Here is a 20,275-nt window from a genome sequence, read left to right as displayed (position 1 = left end):
ATACTCTCCAGAGTTGTATTAAATAAAAAAGCTGAGAGAGTTTCTCAGCTTTCTTTTTTAAATAAGAACTATATTTCTTTTATTTTACGCATTACCCGGTTCACTATTTCATCACAATAGATTAAATTGAATTCAAAAATTTCATCTTTGATATAATATTTCTCTATTTCCTTTCTCAGATAGGCTTTAGCTCTGCTAACGCGGGTTTTTACATTACCTTCACTGATTTCCATTGCTTCTGCTGTTTCCTGAACACTTAATCCATTAATTTCTCTTAAGGTAAAAGCTATTCTATAATCTTCCGGAATGGCAAGCAGACTCTTCTCAATTACTGAATTTAATTCCTTGTTCATAACTTGGGCGAATGTTTCAGAATTATACAGATTTTCAGAAACCTTAGTGTTGTTTTCAAGAGGCATAATATGCTTCGAACTCCATTTCTGTGTTTTCCGATAGCATTGATGAAGCATTATTCTGGAAATCCATGTCCGGAAAGAGGATCTGTTTTCAAACTGATGCAGATGAATAAATGCTTCTATATAGGTTTCCTGAATCAAATCCTGAGTATCTTCATGACTAAAACGGTACATTCTTCCGATACGATACAGATAAGAATTATTCCTTCTGATAATCAGTTCAAACACTGCCGTTTCATTATTCAGGATCTTATCAATTAACTCCCTGTCTGTGTATTTTTCCCCGGCTTTCATTATTTATGGTCAAAAATTAAAGCAAGTCTTTGCATTGAAAAGGCTGAAATTGCCATAACAAGATCCCTGACGGCAACATCTGTAAACTTCCAGCCTGCCAGTAATGTCAATGCAATTAAAACCAGCCACGCTGACACCACAAGTCCGCCCGTTCCTGGATTAAAAAAAACTAAAACTCCTGCAATAATTTCAATAATTCCTACAATCATCATAAAAGTTTCACCTGAAAATGGTAAAAGATCAAGTAAGAAAGGGCTGATATACTGTGTCCATTGGCAAAGAATATTAGTAAACTTGTCTAATCCTGCCACGACAGGAACGATTACAAAGACCATCTTTAAAACATTAAAAACCTGTCGGACAATTTGTTTTTGTTGTAGTATTTCCATTTTTATTTTTTTTGGTTAAACTGAACTTCTGTAATAATAGAGTCAGGCTGAAATAAAAAGGTTACAAACTTTTTAACTAAACATCATTTTATATACCAAAGCCTTTGCATATCCTCGCTACTCTTCTTTTTTCTTTCTTCCTGAGTTCACGAGACTCTGATGCAGCAAATATTCAATCTGGCCGTTAACACTCCTGAACTCATCATTTGCCCATTTTTCCAGGAGTTTATAGGTAGACTCATCAATTCTTATCACAAACGATTTTTTTCCTTTGTTTTCCGAAGAGTTTTGAACTTTTTCTGATTTCATTTTAAATTTCTCTAACGTAATTATCCGACTTGCAGAGAAAATCTACAATGTATTCGACAATCAATTCTTTACTTTAATTAATTATAAAGTGTACCGGCATTTAAAATCGGGGTAGCAGCTTTTTCTCCACACAAAACAACCATCAGATTGCTTACCATTGCCGCTTTTCTCTCATCATCAAGCTCTACAATATTATCCTCAGAAAGCTTTTTCAGGGCCAGATCAACCATTCCTACAGCTCCTTCAACAATTTTGGTTCTTGCTGCCACAATAGCGGTTGCCTGTTGCCGCTGGAGCATAGCACCCGCAATTTCAGAAGCATATGCCAGATGGGTAATTCTTGCTTCCTGAATGATAATTCCTGCCGGAGCCAACCTTTCCAATAATTCCTGTTCCAGGATTTTATTTACCTGATCTCCTCCGTCTCTGAGGGTAATATCAGCATGCTCATCCTCAAGATTATCATAAGGAAAACTTACTGCAAGATGTCTTACCGCTGCCTCACTCTGCATTCTTACATACTCAGTATACCTTTCCACCTCATAAGCAGCCTTATAGGTGTCCCCTACTTTCCAAACGATTACAGCCGCGATTTCAATGGGATTTCCCATTTTATCATTAACTTTAAGGGTCTGTCCCTGAAGATTTTCAGAACGGAGACTTATTCTTTGGGAAGAATAAAGGGGATTGATAAAGAAAAGTCCGTTTTCTTTTACCGTTCCCACATATTTTCCAAAGAAATTCAATACCCTTGAATGATTAGGCTGGATAATCATCAGCCCTTTTAAGAAAAAGCATGAAAGCAAAAAGCAAAGCATTGCAATCACAACATAGGCAACACTCTGGTCTACCCCGGAAATAAAAAAATAGACCGAAACAGCAAACAATGCCAGACAGATAACCAGTGTCAGATAACCTGACATGGGTTTTAATGTTTTTTCCATGATTGATTTTAATTTGATATTAATTTGATATCATAAAGATAGTATTAATTTTTCAAATGTTGAGTTGTAACATAATACGTTTTTAGGGAATTCCGGAGATGGCTGAACAGACACTAAAGGAAGAGAAATCTTTATATACTATCATTTTTAGCACAAAAAAATCCCGGAAGTAAAATTTCCGGGATTTAATTTTATAGGATTAAGCTTTTTATTTCTTTGTTAATATTTTAAACTTGAAATAGGAAACTGCTGATAAAACAATCATTGTTGAAATTCCGATATACACCCAGGCCGGCACCGGTACCGGATCACCTGCTGCATAGGAATGAAGCCCGCTCAGATAGTAATTTACCCCAAAATAAGTCATTACCATGGAGCAGAATGCGAACATTGTTGCTACATGAAATGCCCATCTGCTTCTCAGTCCCGGAACTAGTCTCATATGCAGTACAAATGCATAGACCATGATAGAGATAAAAGCCCATGTTTCTTTCGGGTCCCAGCTCCAGTACCTTCCCCATGATTCATTAGCCCAGATTCCTCCCAGGAAGTTTCCTACCGTTAAAGCAAAAAGGCCTATTGTCAAAGACATTTCTGAAACAATTGCCAGTTCTTTCAACGTTGTATCGTGATGGATTTTATAAGTATCCTTGCTTGAAATAATGTAAAATACCAGGGAAATTACAGCAATAATCATAGACAGGGCAAAGAAACCATAACTGGAAGTGATAATTGCAACGTGAACGATCAGCCAATAAGATTTCAATACCGGAACAAGCGGAGTGATCTGCGGATCAAGAGCAGAGCCTCCGTGTGCGAATCCCATCATAATTACCGCAACCATAAATCCTGCAGCAGGAATTAATGCATTGGAGTTCCTGTAAAGCAACAGCCCTGCCGTAATACCTACCCATGAAATAAAGATAATAGCTTCATATCCGTTACTCCACGGTGCGTGTCCGGAGATATACCATCTTGCCACAAGACCAAGGAAATGACAAAGATATCCTACAATCCCAACAGCAATAATCACTTTAATTATCTTATTTAATATTTTACCGGATTTGAATAGCTCTACAAATCCGAGGATCAAAAGAAGTCCCCCGATAAGGGTATAGAAAATCAATAATTTGAAGTTGATATTTACTTTATTCATAAACACTTCAAGATCTACTTTAGATTTTGCAGGAACAACCGCTTTTCCCCATTTCTGCTGATAGTCTGAAAGCTTTACCAGTTCTGCATCTGCTTTGCTCCAGTCACCTGTTTTTTGAGCCGTAAGAACTTCTGCAAAGTAAGGACCCATTACCTGCTGAGATTCCATGTCCGGTTCAAATTTCTGATCTAACCATGAATGCCATGTGTGATTCGCATCATTTTTCACAGGAACAATTCTCATAAACTGACCACTGAAAAACTCATTGAAGATCTGTACTCTTTCATTTACAGCAATTACTTCTTTATCATAGTTCGTCTGTTCAGCCGGTTTTTTACGGAATGCCGTATTATAGTCATGTTCCAGGATATAACTAAGATTACCGTTTGCATCTGCAGGGAAAAGGTTCATTAAAGAGGTGTAGCCATCTTCATTTGCCTTTGTTTTATTCTTCAGTTCATCACCTCCTTTGGTTCCTACTTTGATCATCGGAACCATGGTCCAGCTCGGTGTGTCTGTATTGATAGAAAGGAACCATTGGTTGGCAGTAAGAGACTTCCCGTCTGTTCCTTTAAATTCGTCTTTTTTGTAAAGTTTTCTTAAAACATCTAATGCTTCTGTATTGATAGGAACAATTCTTCCTTCAAAGTTCTGAACCAAAAGATATCCGAATTTATCAGCATGTTCTTTGCTGATTCTGTTTCTGGCAATAATTTCGTCAGGAGAAATTGATCTCATTTTCGCCATCGGAGTTGCCAGGGAGTTCTGTTTTGGAGCAGCACCATCAAGCGACTGGGCAGACGGAGCCGGAGCATGAGAATGGTTATCACCCTCTACATGGATATGTTCTCTGCTTCCATCTGTTGTTCCGTGAGTTTCAATTTTTTGTGCATTTAAACCTAAACTTAAAAGCACTAAAAGTATACCTGCTGCTTTCTTTTTATTGACATCAACCAGCATTTTATTCAGTTTCCAGAAATGGGTTCCTTTCCAGAAAAAGATCACAAACATTCCTAAGAATAAAAGTCCGTATCCGATATAAGAAATTAAAGTTCCCCAGTAATCGTGATTTACAGAAAGAACGGTTCCCATTCTGTCCGGGTCAAAACTCGACTGGAAGAAACGGTATCCTTTATGATTAAGAACGTGGTTCATATAGATTTTATAAGGAGTTTCTTTGCCTTCGTCAATGATTTTTACGTGGCTCTCGTAAGCACTCGGAGATGAACTTCCCGGATAAGTTTCCATTACGAAATCATCCAGTTTTAATGCAAAAGGTGTGTTGTATACTTTAGGTCCAAAACCTACCATAATGTTTAAACCATCCATCGTAACCTGCTTGTAAGCATTCGGATTTCCTCTTTCAACAGAAAGATCAACAATCTGTTTTGTTTTTGGTCCCTGAAGCTCAATCTGAAGCATATCAGGAACATTTACATCTTTCTTCCTGTCTCCTTCAACAGCGATCAGTCTTCCTTTTTTAAGACCTTCAGGAACAACCAGTTTCAGTTCGTTGATCGTGTATAAGCTTCTTAAAGCCAGTGGCTGGAATTCATCTTTTACAGTATTTCCTGTAGCCTGTGTAGCCATGGTCATGTAGCTTGCATTTACAGGAGTCTTGATGAATAATTTTCCTCCTTCATTTTTGAATTCAACGGCTCCTTCAATAGCTCTGTTAAATGTCACCAAAGTTCCGTTGATCGACTTTGTCTCCCCTGGTTTGATGTAAATATTTTGTCTTCCGGTATTTCCGGTAGAAACCAGATGAAGATATTCTGCCCCGTTTGGTTCAGCTACAAGACTGTCTTTTTTTCTTTGAATATATTCTTTAGCAAAAACCTTGATCTCTTTTCCATGGAAATCATAAGTTGCTTTGAAATCTTTGTGTAACGGAGACATCAGATAAGGTACATCCTGATAATTAAGCACATCACCCTTTTCTTCGATCTGGATTTTAAAGAAATTTTTATCCGTTACGATTTCATTGGAAGTTTCACCTTCTCTGATGTGCATTTGTCCTTCGAAGCTGATGTATCTTGTGATAGCACCCCCGATGAAAATGAAAACAAAGGCAAGGTGGAAAACAAGAACCGGCCACTTATCTTTTTTCCACAGTCTGTATCTTCCGATATTTCCTATGAAGTTAAGGATAAGCAGGACCATGATCAGTTCAAACCACTTGGCTTCATAAATTAATGCTTTTGCTGTAGGAGTTCCGTAGTCGTTTTCTAAGAACGTTGCATAGGCCATCGCGAATGCGTACACCAGTAACAAAACAGCCATTGTCCTGGTTGAGATAAGAATATCTTGGAGCTTCTTCATGATTTATTGTACTTGACATGCAAAAATAAGGATGATAAACTACAAAGAAGTTAAAAAAAGCTGTTTTTTATCATTTTGAGCCTTGTTTCGCTTATTTTGAAACATTCTTAATAAGCTTGAAAACATTAGGAAAAATTCAATTTTAAAAACAGGTTAAATCCAGATTTATTATGACTATGCCGATCATCGAAAGTCTCTATTTTTTCTTTTTCCAGACCCGTTTAACAGTTCAGGATTATTTATTTTAAAACCTCAGAAAAGAAACGGCTCAGGAGTTCTTTATTGATTTCAGGGTTATAGATAAATCCGTGAGTTCCTGTCTCAATAGTCTGAAACTTCCATCCTTTTGCCTTTATTTTATTTTTGTTATAAATGCTCAGAACAGTATCATAACTGAATACAAGATCGTCTTTTGAGCTTATGCTATACAACGGATGTTCTTTTGTAATATTTTCAAACCTGATTTCGCCGATATTCAATACCGGATTCGGGGCAAATGCATAAAATGCTCTGAACGGTGTTTCCTGTTGTGAAGCAAACCAAAAGGCAGCCGTTCCTCCATTGGACATGCCTCCAAGATAGATTCTGGTTTTATCTATGTTGTACTTTTTTTCAACATCCTGAATGATGGTAAAAATATTTTCAAATGCCATTTTCTGATCTACCCATCCAAAATCCTTTTTAGCAAAAGGATATATAACAATAGAATTAAAATTTTCCCCTACAGAGAAAATAGGTTCTGTTTTAACATCAGCATTCCTATAATAAAAATCAGAAAGCGAATTAACTCCACCGTGCAGATAAACAATCGCCTTTGTTTGTTTTGATACTTTATATCCTTTAGGAACAAATACAATATAAGGAACCTTCAGGCCATTTACATCGGTAAAATACAAAGCAAATCCCGGATGAGCCTCATTAAAAGGAGTTTTCTCTTTAATCTGATTACTGATAATATCCTTATTCCAGAGTTCTGCTTCTTTTTTCTTAAACTCCTCTTTCCTGGCAAGCCTGTCCTCCATTCCTGCTAAAAGAGATTGAAATTCATTATTTTGCGAGAGAGCTTTAAAGCCTGGATCTGTTTTTAGCAAATTAATCTCCTCCCGGCTCTTCCCAAATCCGAGATCATAACTTTTTTTCAGCCATCCGACTGCTCTCTGCAAATCGTTACAATTGGCTGCAGCTAAAGCAGCACTGGTATATTCATAGATACCTGCCTCAGTTTTCTCCTCAAAAGCCTTTTTAAAATTTGCAGATGCAGAGCAGTAGTCTTTTGCTTTTAAATCTGCAGAAGCCATTCTCATCAATTCTTCGGAGGATTGGGAAAATGCTGCAGAAGAAGATATCAGGCACAATAAAATCAGAATTTTCATGCTATTTTTAATTTCAAAAATAAACAATTAAGAAATTGTCTATTCTTCTAAAGCTATCTTTTTCCGGATTTTACTCAAAAATTCATGAGTGATTCCCAGATAGGAAGCGATTTGTTGTTGAGTAAGCTTTTGTTCAAGCCCCGGGTACTTACGGAGAAATTCCAGATACCGCTTATCGGCAGTTTTACCTGTTAAGGATAAAATTCTCCTTTGCAGGGCAACCGATGATTTCTGATTCATGATTCTGAACAATTTTTCGATCTGAGGTATGGTTTTATACAGATAATCTTTGTCTCTTTTTGAAATCATCAGAACTTCACTATCTTCAAGGGCTTCAATATTCAATATTGCCGGGACATGGTTAACCAGGCTGTCTATATCAGTAATCCACCACTCTTTAACAGCAAAATATAATGTTTGCTCAAAACCATTTTCGTTCAGATAATATATTTTAAAGCATCCTTTGGTCACAAATCCTTCAAAGAGACAATAATCCCCCTCAGAAAGTACAATTTCTTTCTTTTTAAACTTTTTAAGCTGAAATGGAGCAGCAAACCGATTGAACTCTTCTTCCGGAAGATCAATATACCTGCTTATATTTTTATAAAGTAGATCAAACATTGCTTCTTTTAAACAAAATAAAGGTATCAAAATTATTGACACCTTTAAGATACCAAGTTATGTTAAGTTATTTTTCATTTAAGAAATCACTGGTATTGACGATGCGGGCATACAGATCTCCAAGAGCAGAGATCCCTGCTAAAAAGGATTTTTGTACGTCTGTTGCTTTTACGACTTCCCCGTTCAGTTCACGATTTCTTGTTGCTGTAGCATCACCGATGATAGTGTTACTGAATCCAAAATCAAAAGCTGCTCTCGCCGTGGCTTCCACACAGACATCTGTCATCATTCCTGTAATGACCAGATTTTTGATACTGTTCGCCCTAAGATATTCAAGAAGCTCAGTTTCTCTGAAGCTGTTTGGAAAGTGCTTAACAATAACTTTCTCACTCTCTTGTGGAGTAACCCGTGAATTGAAAACCACCCCTGGAGTATCCGGAATAAAAAATGTGGCTCCTTCATTTGTAGAAATATGCATGATGTGAATGACAGGAAGATCATGCTTTCTAAAATAATCTAACATCTGCCGGATATTCTTTGTTGCTACTTCTGCGCCGTCCAGAGTCATTTTCCCTCCCGGAAAATAATCATTTTGTACATCAATAATTAATAATGCCGTGTTTTCCATTTTTCTTTTTTGTTGTGCGTTAACTGATATTAATGAAATTAAAGTCATCCATAAAACCAGAATTCTTTTACAGGTGTTTCCCATCGTTTTTTAAATCTTATGGGGCAAAATTAAAAAGGCTGTAACTCCTGACATTTGAACTAGTTCAAAAAATACAATTCAGTATTAATGTTTTAGAAAGAGAATTCTGTGAACCCTAAAAAATCATTTCTTAAATTCAGTATATATTCAAAAAAATAACCCTAAATTTCGCGTTCATTAAGTAAAAAAAGATTCTTTTAGTGTTGAAAAAACATTAAATTTGCGATATAGATATTATGGATAAAAAGACACAAAAAAAACAGACTGAATCGCCGGAAAAAGGCAGAATATTATCTAAGCCGCGTATATTTTTCGGGCTTACTTTTATACTTTTTTCATTAGTTCTTACTTTCTCTTTCATTTCCTATCTGATGAACTGGAAATCAGATCAGAGCCAGGCAGGAACAATGCTTGACAAGAGTATAAAGTCTTCTAATATTTTTGGTAAAGCCGGGGATTGGCTTGGAAATATTTTCATATTTGAAAGTATCGGTATTGCATCATTCATTATTGCTTTCTTATTCCTTGTAGTAGGAACCCTTATCCTTAAAAAGAAAATATTTAAGCCATGGAAAACTATTGGCCACTCTCTGTTTTTTATCTGCTGGCTTCCTATCTTTATGGGGGCTCTTACCAAAGGACAGGGTGTTCTTGGCGGGGTATATGGTTATCAGATTATGGACTATCTGAACGCTATCATCGGGTCCGTAGGTTTATGGACCGTCCTTGCAGCCAGCATCCTTTTATATTTTATTCTGGAGTTCAACCTTCGCCCAAGTTCTGTCAAAGCCAAACTGAATAAGATCAATGAAAATACCATTGGAAAAGTAAAAGCCATGATGCCTGATTCCAATGTAGATTTTGAAGCTGATGAAGAACTGAAAGAAGAAATAGAAGAATCCGAAGATATTATTCCGAATGTTAAAGTAAGTGAGGTAACCAATTCTCCATTTACCAATAACAACAAAGAGCAGGAACCGGTAAATGTTCCCAAAGGATTCCCCGAGGTTCCGGTTTCTACAGATATAGAAACGATCATAACTCCTAACCATACTTCTTTTGAAGACACAAAAGAGGTAATACAACCGGTTAGCCTGAACCTTAATACAAAACCTGTTGTTCCGGTATCCAGTCCGGAAGAGGCTTTTGATATCAGACCTTCTGCCCCATCTTCTGTTCATACTTCACCGGCACAGGAAAATATAAAATTCAATGTAGAAGTAGCACCCGTTATTGACGTATTGGATGATTCGGATAAAAAATCACAGGAGCTTGTGGAAAAACATGGATTGTATGATCATAAATTAGACCTTGCCAATTTCCATATGCCTCCGGTAGACCTGCTTAAAGATTATGGCAGTGAAGAAATATCTATCAATAAAGAGGAGCTGGAAGAAAATAAGAATAAGATCGTTGGACTTCTCAAAAACTTCAATGTAGGTATTGCAGAAATCAAAGCTACAATAGGACCAACAGTCACTTTATATGAAATTGTTCCCGAAGCCGGAATCAGGGTAGCAGCCATCAAAAAATTACAGGATGATATTGCTCTTAACCTTTCAGCTTTAGGGATCAGGATTATTGCTCCTATGCCGGGAAAAGGAACTATTGGTATTGAAGTACCGAGAAAAAATCCTACAATGGTTTCCATGCGTTCTGTAATTGCTTCTCAGAAGTTCCAAAATACCGATATGGACCTTCCGGTAGTATTCGGAAAAACCATCTCCAATGAGATTTTCATGGCCGATTTGGCGAAAATGCCTCACTTATTGATGGCAGGGGCAACCGGACAGGGTAAATCCGTAGGTATTAATGCCATTCTTACTTCTCTCCTGTATAAAAAGCACCCAAGTGAATTGAAATTCGTAATGGTTGATCCCAAAAAAGTAGAGCTTTCATTATATTCAAAAATCGAGAGACACTACCTTGCAAAGCTGCCGGATGCTGAAGAAGCAATTATCACTGATACCAATAAGGTAATCAATACCCTGAACTCTCTGTGTATTGAGATGGATACAAGATACGACCTTCTTAAAAATGCCTTCTGTAAAAACCTGAAAGAATATAATAAAAAGTTTGCCGAAAGAAAATTAAACCCTGAAAACGGACACCGTTTCCTGCCTTACATAGTCCTGGTAGTAGACGAATTTGCCGACCTGATCATGACAGCAGGAAAAGAAGTGGAATTACCGATTGCCAGACTGGCACAGCTTGCAAGAGCTGTAGGGATTCACCTTATTGTTGCTACACAGAGACCTTCTGTAAATGTAATTACCGGGATGATCAAAGCCAACTTCCCGGCAAGGGCTGCTTTCAGAGTAATTTCCAGTGTGGATTCAAGGACCATTCTTGATTCTCCGGGCGCTGATCAGCTGATCGGTAAAGGAGATATGCTTTATTTCAATGGTAATGAAATCTTAAGACTTCAGTGCGCTTTTGTGGATACTCCTGAGGTGGAAAGAATTGCAGAATTTATCGGAGAACAAAAAGGTTATGCTTCTGCATTCTTACTTCCTGAATATGTTTCTGAAGATTCTACCAGTTCAGTAGGAGCCTTTGATCCGAATGAGAAAGATGCCTTATTTGAAGAAGCAGCAAGAATTATTGTTTCTACCCAGCAGGGATCTACTTCCATGCTCCAGAGACAATTGAAACTTGGATACAACAGAGCCGGAAGAATTATGGACCAACTGGAAGCAAGCGGTATTGTAGGAGGATTTAATGGTGCTAAAGCAAGAGAAGTTCTCATTAGTGACCTGCACTCTCTGGAACAGTTTTTAGAAGATTTAAGAAACTAGTTAATTATAGAAACTAAGGAAAAAATCATGTTCAGACTGCTGCTTTCAGCAGTCTGTTATGGTTCAGTGTAGAAGAACGATATCAAATAATTAGTGACATTATAGCCATCTGTTAAGAAATCAGAAAATATAAAAAACAAAATAACCATTAAACTCATCTATCATGAAATTTCTAAAAACACACATTATTAAACTATGTTTTCTTTCATCAGCAGTAAGTTTAACTTCATGCGCTTTGAAGTCTATTCCCAGTGAATACAGTACGGTAAAAATAGACAATGTGGATACCGGTAATTTAGGAAACGGCAAAATACTGATCTATAACGGAGCCGGATTCCTGCATGCTGTGGATAACACGGCAAGACTTAATATATGGATTAACAATAAATCCCTCGGACAGATCAGACCAAAAGAATATCTGGTCATTGATTTACCAAAAGGAAAATATGAATTTACAGCCCTTCATATCGATATGGTAAATATGAGAAGTAAACATCAGGTAGAGGTTGATGAAAATACTAAAGTAATTAATATTGAACCTACGATTACATCCAACCGGTTAACTGTCACGAATGTACTTCCCAAAAATTTTGATAAGTATGTTTACAGACCCGAGAGAAATTAACTGGGACATGTACAGATTTCTAACAAAAAAGGCTGTAAATAGGCAGTCTTCCGTTATTGGAATGGTTTTTGAAAGATTTGCATAGTTAAGGAAAAAGCGAAGAGCTTTAACCTTTGGAGATTAAGAATGTCTAAAGATTATTAAATAAAAAAAAATGAAAAATATTATTTCAAAAGTTATATTAGGAAGTTTCGTTGTAAGTGCAGTAGGTATGGCAAATGCTCAAAAAATTGATGCAAAGGCTAAAAAAATATTGGATGATATTACAGCCAATTACAATTCTAAAAAGAATTCTTATTTCAAATTTTCTTTTGGAAGTGGTCTTAACGGGCAGGTCACCAAAACAGAACCCGGAATTTATTATGCAGCAGGAGATAAGTATAAACTGAAGATTATGGATACCGAGCAGATTTTTGATGGAAACAAAATCTATAACATCAATGCGGATGATATGGAAGTAACCATTGCAAAACCTAATGGAAGCAGCGCCCTCTTCTCTCCTATCAACTATCTGGGTACATACCGAAACGATTACAATGTCACCTATAACGGGAAGAAAGTAGTAAATGGTGTGAATGCTGATTTTATTAAACTGACACCGGTAAAAGCAAACGGGATAAAATACGTTTACCTATTTGTAGATTCTGCAAAAAAACAAATGGTAAAGCTTGAACAGCATGGAAGTAATAAAGATGTTGCCGTGATTGCTATTAAAGAATATAAGGAAAATCAGGATCTGGATCCCAATATGTTTGTTTTTGACAAGAATAAGTATAAAAACTACGTAATTACAGAACTTTAAGATACAGGAAATCACGCCTGGAAACAGACCAATGTGATTTTAAGTTAAAAAAATAACAAAATATAAAAGCCGCAAGTAAAATCTGCGGCTTTTTGATTAATTTTGGCGCATGTTAAAAATACTAGACCGATATATCATAAAAACCTTCTTTGGACCGTTTTTCTTTATATTCAGCGTATTGTTTTTCATCTTTATTGTAAACATTATCTGGGTTCAGTTAGGGCAATTTATGGGAAAAGGACTGAGCTACTGGCAGATCCTTAAACTTCTTTTTTATCTTGGTGTAAGCGTTATCAGTATGGTACTGCCGCTTACAATTCTATTGGCAAGTATTATGTCCTTCGGGGAATTTGGAGAAAGGTACGAGCTTGCAGCCATGAAAGCAGCAGGGATTTCATTGACCAGGGTAATGACTCCCCTTTTAGGAGTTTCTACAGTACTGGCTGTTATGCTGTTCTTTTTTTCCAATAATATTATTCCGGACTTTCAGAAAAAGGCGAAAAACATGCTTTTTAATATCGCTCAGACGAAACCCGCGCTTAATTTTACCCCGGGACAGTTCATTGATCAGATTCCGGGATATATGGTTAAGTTTGACAAAATATACGGAGAAAACGGAGAAAATATTGAAGGGGTTTTTGTTCACAGAAAAGCCAATACTTACGAAAACCAACAGTCTATTGTGGCTGAAAAAGGGAAATTTGTTCCGGCAGCGAATAAAAATTTTTTAAAACTTGTTCTGCATAATGGTTATGTATTTGAAGACAACTTTGCCGGAAAAGGGGAAAATGTAAGAATGAAACAGCCGGACCAGGCCATTAAGTTTGATACTTTAACCTCTCATTTTGACATTAGCGAGATCATCAATCAGGCTATTGAAAAAGAACAAATCACGGATGATTACCGCTTCCAGACCTACGGACAGCTCAATAAAACCATTGCTAAAAATAAGAAAGATAATCAGCTTTTTTTTGATAATATCGGCACAGATGTGTTGGGACAAACCAATTCAGTCGTAGCTTATATGGATAAAGGCAATAAACATAAAGTAGCTCCTAAAGCCCAGGTAAAACTGGATACGGTAAAAGGAGATAAAAAACTTGAAATCATTTATAATTCATATAACAGACTGGATAATCTGAAATCTTCACTGGAAAATAAGAAAACAGAATTCAGTACCAATGTTAAATATTTCAGTAAAATTGTGATCTACCAGCAGAGAATTGTGTCTTATTCTGTAACCTGTATCATCTTTTTCCTGATTGGAGCCAGCTTGGGATCTATTATCAGAAAAGGAGGTATGGGACTTCCTGTGATTATAGCCATTGTTATTTTTATCATTTTCTATGTTATGAATGTTGGAGTAGAGAATTTATCATGGAGTGGAAAAATGAACCCTTATCTGGCAGCATGGCTGCCCAATCTGGTCCTTCTTCCTTTTGGAGTATGGATGACCTATAAGGCACTGACAGATTCACAGCTATTTGATGCAGAAAAATATAAAGCACTGTTTAAACCAATCACCAAAAGGTTTTCCAAAAACAAAGAACACGAAAGATATCAATAATTATAAAAGCCCGGAAATTCCGGGCTTTTATAATGAAAAAAGGCAGTTGAAGCTTCCTTCTGTACTTTAGAACCTGTACACAAATGCATTAATATTCATGCCTGCACCGACAGAAGCAAATAAAACAATATCTCCGTTATTAATCTGATGCTGTTCCAGTTCTCCTTTTAAAATCATTGCCAGAAGAGATGGTATTGTTGCCACACTGCTATTCCCCAGTTTATGGATGACCATAGGCATGATATTTTCTGGGACAGGAATACCATACAGCTGGTAAAATCTACCGACAATTGCTTCATCCATCTTTTCGTTCGCCTGATGGATAATGATCTTGTTAAGCTGCTGGATGGAATACCCGCTATCGTCCAGACACTTCTTCATCGCTACAGGAACATTCGAAAGAGCAAATTCATATATTTTCCGGCCATCCATTTTGATATACCTGGTATCAGGACATCTGTCATTATTATAGGATTTCCCAAAGTATAAATAGTCTTTTTCGGTGTATGTATAAGATGCAGACAAATGAGACTGTATTCCGGAATTATCATTATTACTCATTTCTAAAATGGCAGCGCCTGCACCATCAGCGTAGATCATACTGTCACGGTCATGAATATCCACAACACGGGAAAGTGTCTCGGCACCAATTACCAGACAACGCCTGGCAATACCGGACTTAATGAATGCATTGGCTTGTATCACGCCCTCAATCCAACCCGGACATCCAAAAAGCAGATCATAAGCAACACAAAAATTATTCCTGATCTTTAACAGATGTTTTACCCTCGCCGCCAGACTAGGCACCATATCGGACTGAACAGTTCCAAAACGAACATCTCCGAAATTATGGGCAAAAATAATATAATCCAGTGTTTCAGGATCTATTCCTGCATTCTCAATCGCAAGCTGAGCTGCAATAACCCCCAGATCAGATGTTACCTGACTGTGATGCGCATATCTTCTTTCCTCAATACCCGTAATCTTCTTTAGCTTTTCTGTAATAGAGGCATTATTTTCTTTTAGTAAAACTCCCTGCTCATTCAGAAAGATGTGATTATCAAAAAACAGATTGGTAATTGTTTCAGATGGAATGTAGTTTCCTACACCAATAATTTTAGTCATCAATTTAATGTATTATTTTTCTGCTTCAATAAATATTACAGAAATTATTTTTATAAATATACTGAGATAACGCAAATTTTAATCAATATATTATAGCAGAAAAAAAATAAATGCTCTGACAAGCATAGTATTTAAAACTATAGGAAATAAAAAAAGAGGTTTTCATGGAAAAACCTCTTTTTTATACCTTGAAACCTGAAATTATACTTTCATAATTTCAGCTTCTTTTGTCTTAAGATGCTCATCACAAAGCTTAACATATTTGTCTGTATAGGTCTGGATTTCCTCTTCCACTCCTTTTACAACATCCTCAGAAACACCTTCGAGCTTTTTCAACTCTTTTAAACCGTCCTGTCTTGCGTTTCTTATAGTTACTTTAGTCTGTTCAGCTTCAGCTTTAGCCTGTTTTGCCAATTCCTTTCTTCTTTCTTCAGTCAAAGGCGGAACATTAAGGATAATATTCTCCCCGTTATTAGAAGGTGCAAAACCTAAGTTAGAGTTGATGATTGCTTTTTCAATTGCATTGATTGCAGTTCTGTCCCACGGTTGAATAGAAATTGTCATGGCATCTGGAACAGAAATGTTGGCAACCTGGTTAATAGGAGTCAGCGCTCCGTAGTATTCCACCATTACATCCTGAACCATTGTTGTAGAAGCACGTCCTGCCCTGATTTTTTGAAATGCATGATCCAAGTGCTTAATAGCTGCATCCATGTCCTGCTTTACAGATTCTAATATTAGATCTAATTCTTCCATTATATAATAAAAATTTGATAGGTTACACATTTTGTGATAGATGATGATTAAAAAAGGTGATGTTCTGAGCAATAAGCAATATCATTTATTACCTTATATACTGCTCACAATTTCTTTTATAAATCAACTAAAGTACCCACATTTTCCCCTTCCACAATTCTCTGTAAATTTCCTTCTTTATTCATATCGAATACAATAATAGGCAATTTATTCTCATGGCTCAGAGTAAATGCTGTCATATCCATTACTTTAAGGTTTTTTTCAAATACTTCGTCGAAAGATAATGAATTGTATTTTACGGCATTGGCATTTTTCTCAGGATCACTGTCATAGATTCCATCTACTCTGGTTCCTTTTAAGATCACATCAGCTCCGATTTCTATTGCTCTTAAAGTTGCTGCTGTATCGGTAGTAAAATAAGGGTTTCCTGTTCCGGCCCCAAAAATTACCACTCTTCCTTTTTCAAGGTGTCTTACCGCTCTTCTTTTGATGAAAGGCTCTGCTACTTTATCCATTTCAATGGCAGACTGAAGTCTTGTTTTTATTCCTGCATCTTCTAATGCTCCCTGCAAAGCCATTCCATTGATTACCGTTGCAAGCATTCCCATATAGTCACCCTGCACTCTATCCATTCCTTTTGCTGCTCCTGCTACACCACGGAAAATGTTTCCTCCTCCAATGACAATCGCTACTTCACAACCTTTATCTACAACTTTTTTGATTTCTGCAGCATATTCCTGCAGCCTTTCATTGTCAATACCATATTGTCTGTTACCCATTAAGGCCTCACCACTTAGTTTCAGAAGGATTCTTTTATATTTCATTTTAATTTTTAATAAAGATTTACCAGAGTTGCTTTCTCCGAAATTTGACTTTGCAAATATAATCATTAAAAATATTGATAAAAGAAAAATATTTAATTACAAATAATGCAAGAAATATTTTGAAAAGTACGAAAAAGGATTATTTTTGCATTAATTATAAATTGAATTGAAGAAAATTATCATTTTTTCATTATTTCTATCAGGAATTGTTTCTTATGCGCAAACAGGAACAAATGTTTATCCATTCTTAAATGTACCTGTATCTGCAAGACAAGCCGCATTAGGCGGTGATGCGATTTCTATAAGAGATTATGATGTTTCCTTTGCTATTGCAAATCCTGCCCTCCTTAACAAAGACTCTGATAAACAGCTCTCTGTAAATGCTACTGCTTATCTTGCCGATTCCAAATACGGGACGATAGCTTATGCTAAAGATTTTGATAACGGCCACATGGCAACAATCAATGCGAGATATATGAGTTACGGAAGTATTCCGAGAACAGACGAAAGTGGTTTTGAAAATGGAGAGTTTAAAGCTTCTGATGTAGCTATTGGTGCAGGCTATGCCTATCAGTTTGAAGAAGACTGGACTATTGGCGGGGGAATTAATTTTGTTACTTCAAAAATCGATAATTATACTTCCTCTGCAATTTCCGGAACTGCCGGGATTACCTATCATAATAAAAAAAATAAGGAAGCTCTTTCTCTGGTCCTGCGGAATTTTGGATTTCAGTTGAAATCTTTTAATGGGGTAAGAGAAAATCTTCCGTTCAGGGTAGACCTGGGATATACCAGAATACTAAAGAATTTCCCTCTGGCAATAACCATTACAGCACACGATCTTCAGCAATTTGATATTTCTTCCGAATACAACGTGGATGGTCAGAAAGTGAATGCCGGCAGAAAAATTGCTGATCATTTTTCCCTGGGTGCAGAACTGTTTCCGGAAAAGAACTTTAACATCAGGTTAGGTTACAATGTTAAAAGAGGTAATGAACTTGCTGTAGCAGATCAGCGAAATTTTTCAGGGTTGTCTGCCGGGTTCGGGGTAAAGGTTTCCATGTTCAGGATAGATTATGCACATGTGAGATATCACAACTCATCCAATGTCAACCAAATAGGAATTTCTATGGACCTTTCCGGACATAGAGGAGAATAAAATAATTTCAATCCCTTCTAAAATTTCTTATTATTTCTTGATTTTCTAAAAAAAATCTTGAAATTTGCAGTATGAAAAAACCTGTAATAGCTATTGATGGGTACTCGTCTACCGGAAAAAGCTCTATTTCCAAAGTCATTGCTGATCAATTAGGACTTATTCATATGGATACCGGCGCCCTTTACAGAGGGATTACCTGGTATGCATTGCAGCATTGCCGGAATGAAAACGGAGAAATAAATCTGAAAGCTTTGTTTTCTTCTTTGGATCAGATTAAACTTGAATTTAAAAATGAAGAAGACACCCTGGTTCTTTTTCTTAATAATACAGATATCTCCAAAGAAATCCGCACTCATGAAGTTTCTGATAATGTCAGTGTCGTAGCCAAACAAAAAGAAGTAAGAGACTTTTTACTGCAATCCCAACGCTCTTTGGCAGAAAAAGGGGGTGTTATTATGGACGGACGTGACATAGGGACAGTAGTTCTGCCAAATGCTGACTATAAGTTCTTTCTTACTGCCAGTATTGATGAAAGAACAAACAGAAGATTTCTTGAACTAAAAGGAATGGGAATTGATGCGGACAAAGAACAGGTAAAGCAAAACCTTATTGACAGAGATAAAATCGACAGTGAACGGGAAATAGCTCCTTTAAAACAAGCCGAAGATGCTATTGTAATCGACAATTCTGAATTAACAAAAGAAGAAACAATAAAACTTATGCTGTCATACATTCGGAAGATTTAACAATTTTTAATAGGCCTAATACCTCCTTTGGTATGCAAATTGTAAGTTTTATACTGTAAAAACTAATCTATTATTAACTATTAAAAAACTTAAAATGTCTAGAAAAGGAAAAAATACAGCAGGTATATTAGCAGGGCTTCTTGCAGGAGCTGCAGCAGGTGTAATCTTAGGAATGCTTTATGCTCCGGAAGAAGGAAAGGAAACGAGAAAGAAGATTAAAAACAAAGCCAGTGACTTAAAAGATCAGGCTAAAAATAAATACGGAGAAGTTTCAGAAAAAGTAAAGGACCAGTACAGTAATATTTCTTCTACTTTCAAAGAAACAGCAAATAACGTTGCACATACTGTGAAAGACGGATATGATAAGTATAAAGATCAGATTGTTTCAAAAACAGCAGATGTGGTAAAAGATGTAGAGGCAGAACTGAACGATCTTAAAAAATAAGTAATTTATCTTTTTGAGTAAATTACAGAAAGGAACTTTTGTGCGAAAGTTCCTTTTTTTGTAACTTTAAAAAAAAACAATGATAGAGACTATTAAAGAATATGCCTCAAAGAGAATAGATCTTCTTAAAATTGAAGCTACCGAAAAGTCTTCTCTTTCTGCCGGGCTCATTACCTACTTTGTAGTACTGCTTGTTGCTTTTGCTTTTTTTATTATTCTTTTCAATTTTGGAATTGCATTTCTCATTGGCAAAGCATTGGATAACTATTCCTATGGATTTTTAATTGTAGCTGCATTTTATGCCGTTGTAATGGCTTTTGTCATTGCTTTTAAAAATAAAATTGTAAATGCTGTTGCAGATCAGGTTATTAAATTTTTAAATCACTAAACTATGAGCAGAAAATACGAAAGCATAGAAGAATTGAGAAGAAAGAAAAAGCTGCTTCAAAGTGAGATCAGTGACCTGGAAAACCTTCTTACCTTCAAGAATACCAAGGAAAGTTTAAGCGCTTTTACCAATGGACTAACCGATCAGTATCTTCAGGAAAAAATAGATGAAGATGGTGATGAAAAGGTAGTCCTGAGAAAGGATGTTATTGCAAGACAGCTTACTTCAGAAGTAAAAGACCTCCTCATCAGTAAAAATACAGCAGTAGGACTTGCCAGTACTGCGTTTAAAGGCAATATTACAGACGGCCTCATTAAGCTGGGAGTTACCGCCATTGTAGGAAACTATGCCAAAAAGAATATGAAAAGCTCCAACTGGAAGAAGAAACTGATAGGCGCAGCCCTAATATACCTTGCTCCTATTGCACTAAAATTTGTCAGAAAAAAACTGGAAGTATACCAGAAAAACAAAAGCGTTTCAAGTATGGAACAGCTGATATAAGACCCT

General features: G+C 36.4%; 20 protein-coding genes. 9 read left to right on the top strand and 11 right to left on the bottom strand.

Going from position 1 to position 20,275, the window contains the following annotated elements; all coding sequences use genetic code 11:
* Positions 1–68: 68 nt before the first annotated feature.
* From DRF59_RS11030 to DRF59_RS10995, 8 genes are all read right to left on the bottom strand, one after another.
* A complete protein-coding gene (locus DRF59_RS11030) occupies positions 69–710 on the bottom strand; it encodes a sigma-70 family RNA polymerase sigma factor (protein WP_115959630.1) in 642 nt (213 codons plus the stop codon).
* Positions 710–1,099: a hypothetical protein gene (locus tag DRF59_RS11025; protein ID WP_115959628.1), complete on the bottom strand. Its 390-nt coding sequence runs from the start codon at positions 1,097–1,099 to the stop codon at positions 710–712. The genes DRF59_RS11030 and DRF59_RS11025 overlap by 1 nt, the downstream gene beginning before the upstream one ends.
* A 117-nt stretch (positions 1,100–1,216) precedes the next feature.
* On the bottom strand, positions 1,217–1,408 hold the full coding sequence (locus tag DRF59_RS11020; RefSeq protein WP_115959626.1) for an Arc family DNA binding domain-containing protein: 192 nt from the start codon (positions 1,406–1,408) through the stop codon (positions 1,217–1,219).
* A gap of 77 nt (positions 1,409–1,485) precedes the next feature.
* Positions 1,486–2,352, bottom strand: a complete 867-nt coding sequence (locus tag DRF59_RS11015; RefSeq protein ID WP_115959624.1) for an SPFH domain-containing protein — start codon at positions 2,350–2,352, stop codon at positions 1,486–1,488.
* Between the two features lie 208 nt (positions 2,353–2,560).
* Positions 2,561–5,830, bottom strand: a complete 3,270-nt coding sequence (gene ccsA, locus DRF59_RS11010) for a cytochrome c biogenesis protein CcsA (protein WP_115959623.1) — start codon at positions 5,828–5,830, stop codon at positions 2,561–2,563.
* Positions 5,831–6,069: 239 nt separating this feature from the next.
* Positions 6,070–7,203: a prolyl oligopeptidase family serine peptidase gene (locus DRF59_RS11005; protein ID WP_115959621.1), complete on the bottom strand. Its 1,134-nt coding sequence runs from the start codon at positions 7,201–7,203 to the stop codon at positions 6,070–6,072.
* 39 nt (positions 7,204–7,242) lie between these two features.
* Positions 7,243–7,824, bottom strand: a complete 582-nt coding sequence (locus DRF59_RS11000; RefSeq protein ID WP_115959619.1) for a Crp/Fnr family transcriptional regulator — start codon at positions 7,822–7,824, stop codon at positions 7,243–7,245.
* 67 nt (positions 7,825–7,891) lie between these two features.
* Positions 7,892–8,452 carry a cysteine hydrolase family protein gene (locus DRF59_RS10995; RefSeq protein WP_241505545.1) on the bottom strand — a complete coding sequence of 187 codons (561 nt, stop codon included), beginning with the start codon at positions 8,450–8,452 and terminating at the stop codon, positions 7,892–7,894.
* 317 nt (positions 8,453–8,769) lie between these two features.
* On the opposite strand from DRF59_RS10995, the gene DRF59_RS10990 reads away from it, so the two are divergent.
* From DRF59_RS10990 to DRF59_RS10975, 4 genes are all read left to right on the top strand, one after another.
* Positions 8,770–11,331 carry an FtsK/SpoIIIE family DNA translocase gene (locus DRF59_RS10990; protein ID WP_115959615.1) on the top strand — a complete coding sequence of 854 codons (2,562 nt, stop codon included), beginning with the start codon at positions 8,770–8,772 and terminating at the stop codon, positions 11,329–11,331.
* A 163-nt stretch (positions 11,332–11,494) separates the two neighbouring features.
* Entirely contained in the window at positions 11,495–11,956 is a 462-nt protein-coding gene (locus tag DRF59_RS10985; protein ID WP_115959613.1) for a hypothetical protein, read from the top strand.
* A gap of 154 nt (positions 11,957–12,110) precedes the next feature.
* Complete coding sequence (locus DRF59_RS10980) at positions 12,111–12,758, top strand: LolA family protein (protein WP_115959612.1); 648 nt, start codon at positions 12,111–12,113, stop codon at positions 12,756–12,758.
* A gap of 109 nt (positions 12,759–12,867) precedes the next feature.
* On the top strand, positions 12,868–14,325 hold the full coding sequence (locus DRF59_RS10975; RefSeq protein ID WP_115959610.1) for an LptF/LptG family permease: 1,458 nt from the start codon (positions 12,868–12,870) through the stop codon (positions 14,323–14,325).
* 66 nt (positions 14,326–14,391) lie between these two features.
* On the opposite strand, the gene DRF59_RS10970 is transcribed toward DRF59_RS10975, so the two are convergent.
* The 3 genes from DRF59_RS10970 to pyrH form a co-directional block, all read right to left on the bottom strand.
* On the bottom strand, positions 14,392–15,453 hold the full coding sequence (locus DRF59_RS10970) for a 3-oxoacyl-ACP synthase III family protein (RefSeq protein ID WP_115959608.1): 1,062 nt from the start codon (positions 15,451–15,453) through the stop codon (positions 14,392–14,394).
* A gap of 198 nt (positions 15,454–15,651) precedes the next feature.
* Positions 15,652–16,206 carry a ribosome recycling factor gene (gene frr, locus DRF59_RS10965; protein ID WP_115959606.1) on the bottom strand — a complete coding sequence of 185 codons (555 nt, stop codon included), beginning with the start codon at positions 16,204–16,206 and terminating at the stop codon, positions 15,652–15,654.
* A gap of 116 nt (positions 16,207–16,322) precedes the next feature.
* Positions 16,323–17,030, bottom strand: a complete 708-nt coding sequence (gene pyrH, locus DRF59_RS10960; RefSeq protein WP_115959823.1) for a UMP kinase — start codon at positions 17,028–17,030, stop codon at positions 16,323–16,325.
* Between the two features lie 166 nt (positions 17,031–17,196).
* Between pyrH and porQ the strand changes: the two genes are divergently transcribed.
* From porQ to DRF59_RS10935, 5 genes are all read left to right on the top strand, one after another.
* The gene (gene porQ, locus DRF59_RS10955; protein WP_115959604.1) at positions 17,197–18,189 is read left to right on the top strand and encodes a type IX secretion system protein PorQ; all 993 of its coding nucleotides are present in this window, start codon (positions 17,197–17,199) and stop codon (positions 18,187–18,189) included.
* 71 nt (positions 18,190–18,260) lie between these two features.
* On the top strand, positions 18,261–18,935 hold the full coding sequence (cmk, locus tag DRF59_RS10950) for a (d)CMP kinase (protein ID WP_115959602.1): 675 nt from the start codon (positions 18,261–18,263) through the stop codon (positions 18,933–18,935).
* A 94-nt stretch (positions 18,936–19,029) separates the two neighbouring features.
* Positions 19,030–19,380: a YtxH domain-containing protein gene (locus DRF59_RS10945; protein WP_115959600.1), complete on the top strand. Its 351-nt coding sequence runs from the start codon at positions 19,030–19,032 to the stop codon at positions 19,378–19,380.
* 79 nt (positions 19,381–19,459) lie between these two features.
* Positions 19,460–19,768, top strand: coding sequence for a phage holin family protein (locus DRF59_RS10940; RefSeq protein WP_115959598.1), 309 nt, complete (start codon positions 19,460–19,462; stop codon positions 19,766–19,768).
* 3 nt (positions 19,769–19,771) lie between these two features.
* On the top strand, positions 19,772–20,269 hold the full coding sequence (locus DRF59_RS10935; protein WP_115959596.1) for a phosphoribosyl-ATP pyrophosphatase: 498 nt from the start codon (positions 19,772–19,774) through the stop codon (positions 20,267–20,269).
* The last annotated feature ends 6 nt before the right edge of the window (positions 20,270–20,275 follow it).

The organism is Chryseobacterium flavum (assembly GCF_003385595.1).
GTDB classification, from domain to species: Bacteria; Bacteroidota; Bacteroidia; order Flavobacteriales; family Weeksellaceae; genus Chryseobacterium; species Chryseobacterium flavum.
Note: the sequence above shows the minus strand (reverse complement) of the source record. Positions and strands in the feature narration are given on the sequence as shown.

Excerpts from the sequence above, each read along its gene's own strand:
- DRF59_RS11030 (WP_115959630.1), bottom strand. The coding sequence starts at position 710 with ATGAAAGCCGGGGAAAAATACACAGACAGGGAGTTAATTGATAAGATC.
- DRF59_RS11025 (WP_115959628.1), bottom strand. The coding sequence starts at position 1,099 with ATGGAAATACTACAACAAAAACAAATTGTCCGACAGGTTTTTAATGTT.
- DRF59_RS11020 (WP_115959626.1), bottom strand. The coding sequence starts at position 1,408 with ATGAAATCAGAAAAAGTTCAAAACTCTTCGGAAAACAAAGGAAAAAAA.
- DRF59_RS11015 (WP_115959624.1), bottom strand. The coding sequence starts at position 2,352 with ATGGAAAAAACATTAAAACCCATGTCAGGTTATCTGACACTGGTTATC.
- ccsA (WP_115959623.1), bottom strand. The coding sequence starts at position 5,830 with ATGAAGAAGCTCCAAGATATTCTTATCTCAACCAGGACAATGGCTGTT.
- DRF59_RS11005 (WP_115959621.1), bottom strand. The coding sequence starts at position 7,203 with ATGAAAATTCTGATTTTATTGTGCCTGATATCTTCTTCTGCAGCATTT.
- DRF59_RS11000 (WP_115959619.1), bottom strand. The coding sequence starts at position 7,824 with ATGTTTGATCTACTTTATAAAAATATAAGCAGGTATATTGATCTTCCG.
- DRF59_RS10995 (WP_241505545.1), bottom strand. The coding sequence starts at position 8,452 with ATGGAAAACACGGCATTATTAATTATTGATGTACAAAATGATTATTTT.
- DRF59_RS10990 (WP_115959615.1), top strand. The coding sequence starts at position 8,770 with ATGGATAAAAAGACACAAAAAAAACAGACTGAATCGCCGGAAAAAGGC.
- DRF59_RS10985 (WP_115959613.1), top strand. The coding sequence starts at position 11,495 with ATGAAATTTCTAAAAACACACATTATTAAACTATGTTTTCTTTCATCA.
- DRF59_RS10980 (WP_115959612.1), top strand. The coding sequence starts at position 12,111 with ATGAAAAATATTATTTCAAAAGTTATATTAGGAAGTTTCGTTGTAAGT.
- DRF59_RS10975 (WP_115959610.1), top strand. The coding sequence starts at position 12,868 with ATGTTAAAAATACTAGACCGATATATCATAAAAACCTTCTTTGGACCG.
- frr (WP_115959606.1), bottom strand. The coding sequence starts at position 16,206 with ATGGAAGAATTAGATCTAATATTAGAATCTGTAAAGCAGGACATGGAT.
- pyrH (WP_115959823.1), bottom strand. The coding sequence starts at position 17,030 with ATGAAATATAAAAGAATCCTTCTGAAACTAAGTGGTGAGGCCTTAATG.
- cmk (WP_115959602.1), top strand. The coding sequence starts at position 18,261 with ATGAAAAAACCTGTAATAGCTATTGATGGGTACTCGTCTACCGGAAAA.
- DRF59_RS10945 (WP_115959600.1), top strand. The coding sequence starts at position 19,030 with ATGTCTAGAAAAGGAAAAAATACAGCAGGTATATTAGCAGGGCTTCTT.
- DRF59_RS10940 (WP_115959598.1), top strand. The coding sequence starts at position 19,460 with ATGATAGAGACTATTAAAGAATATGCCTCAAAGAGAATAGATCTTCTT.
- DRF59_RS10935 (WP_115959596.1), top strand. The coding sequence starts at position 19,772 with ATGAGCAGAAAATACGAAAGCATAGAAGAATTGAGAAGAAAGAAAAAG.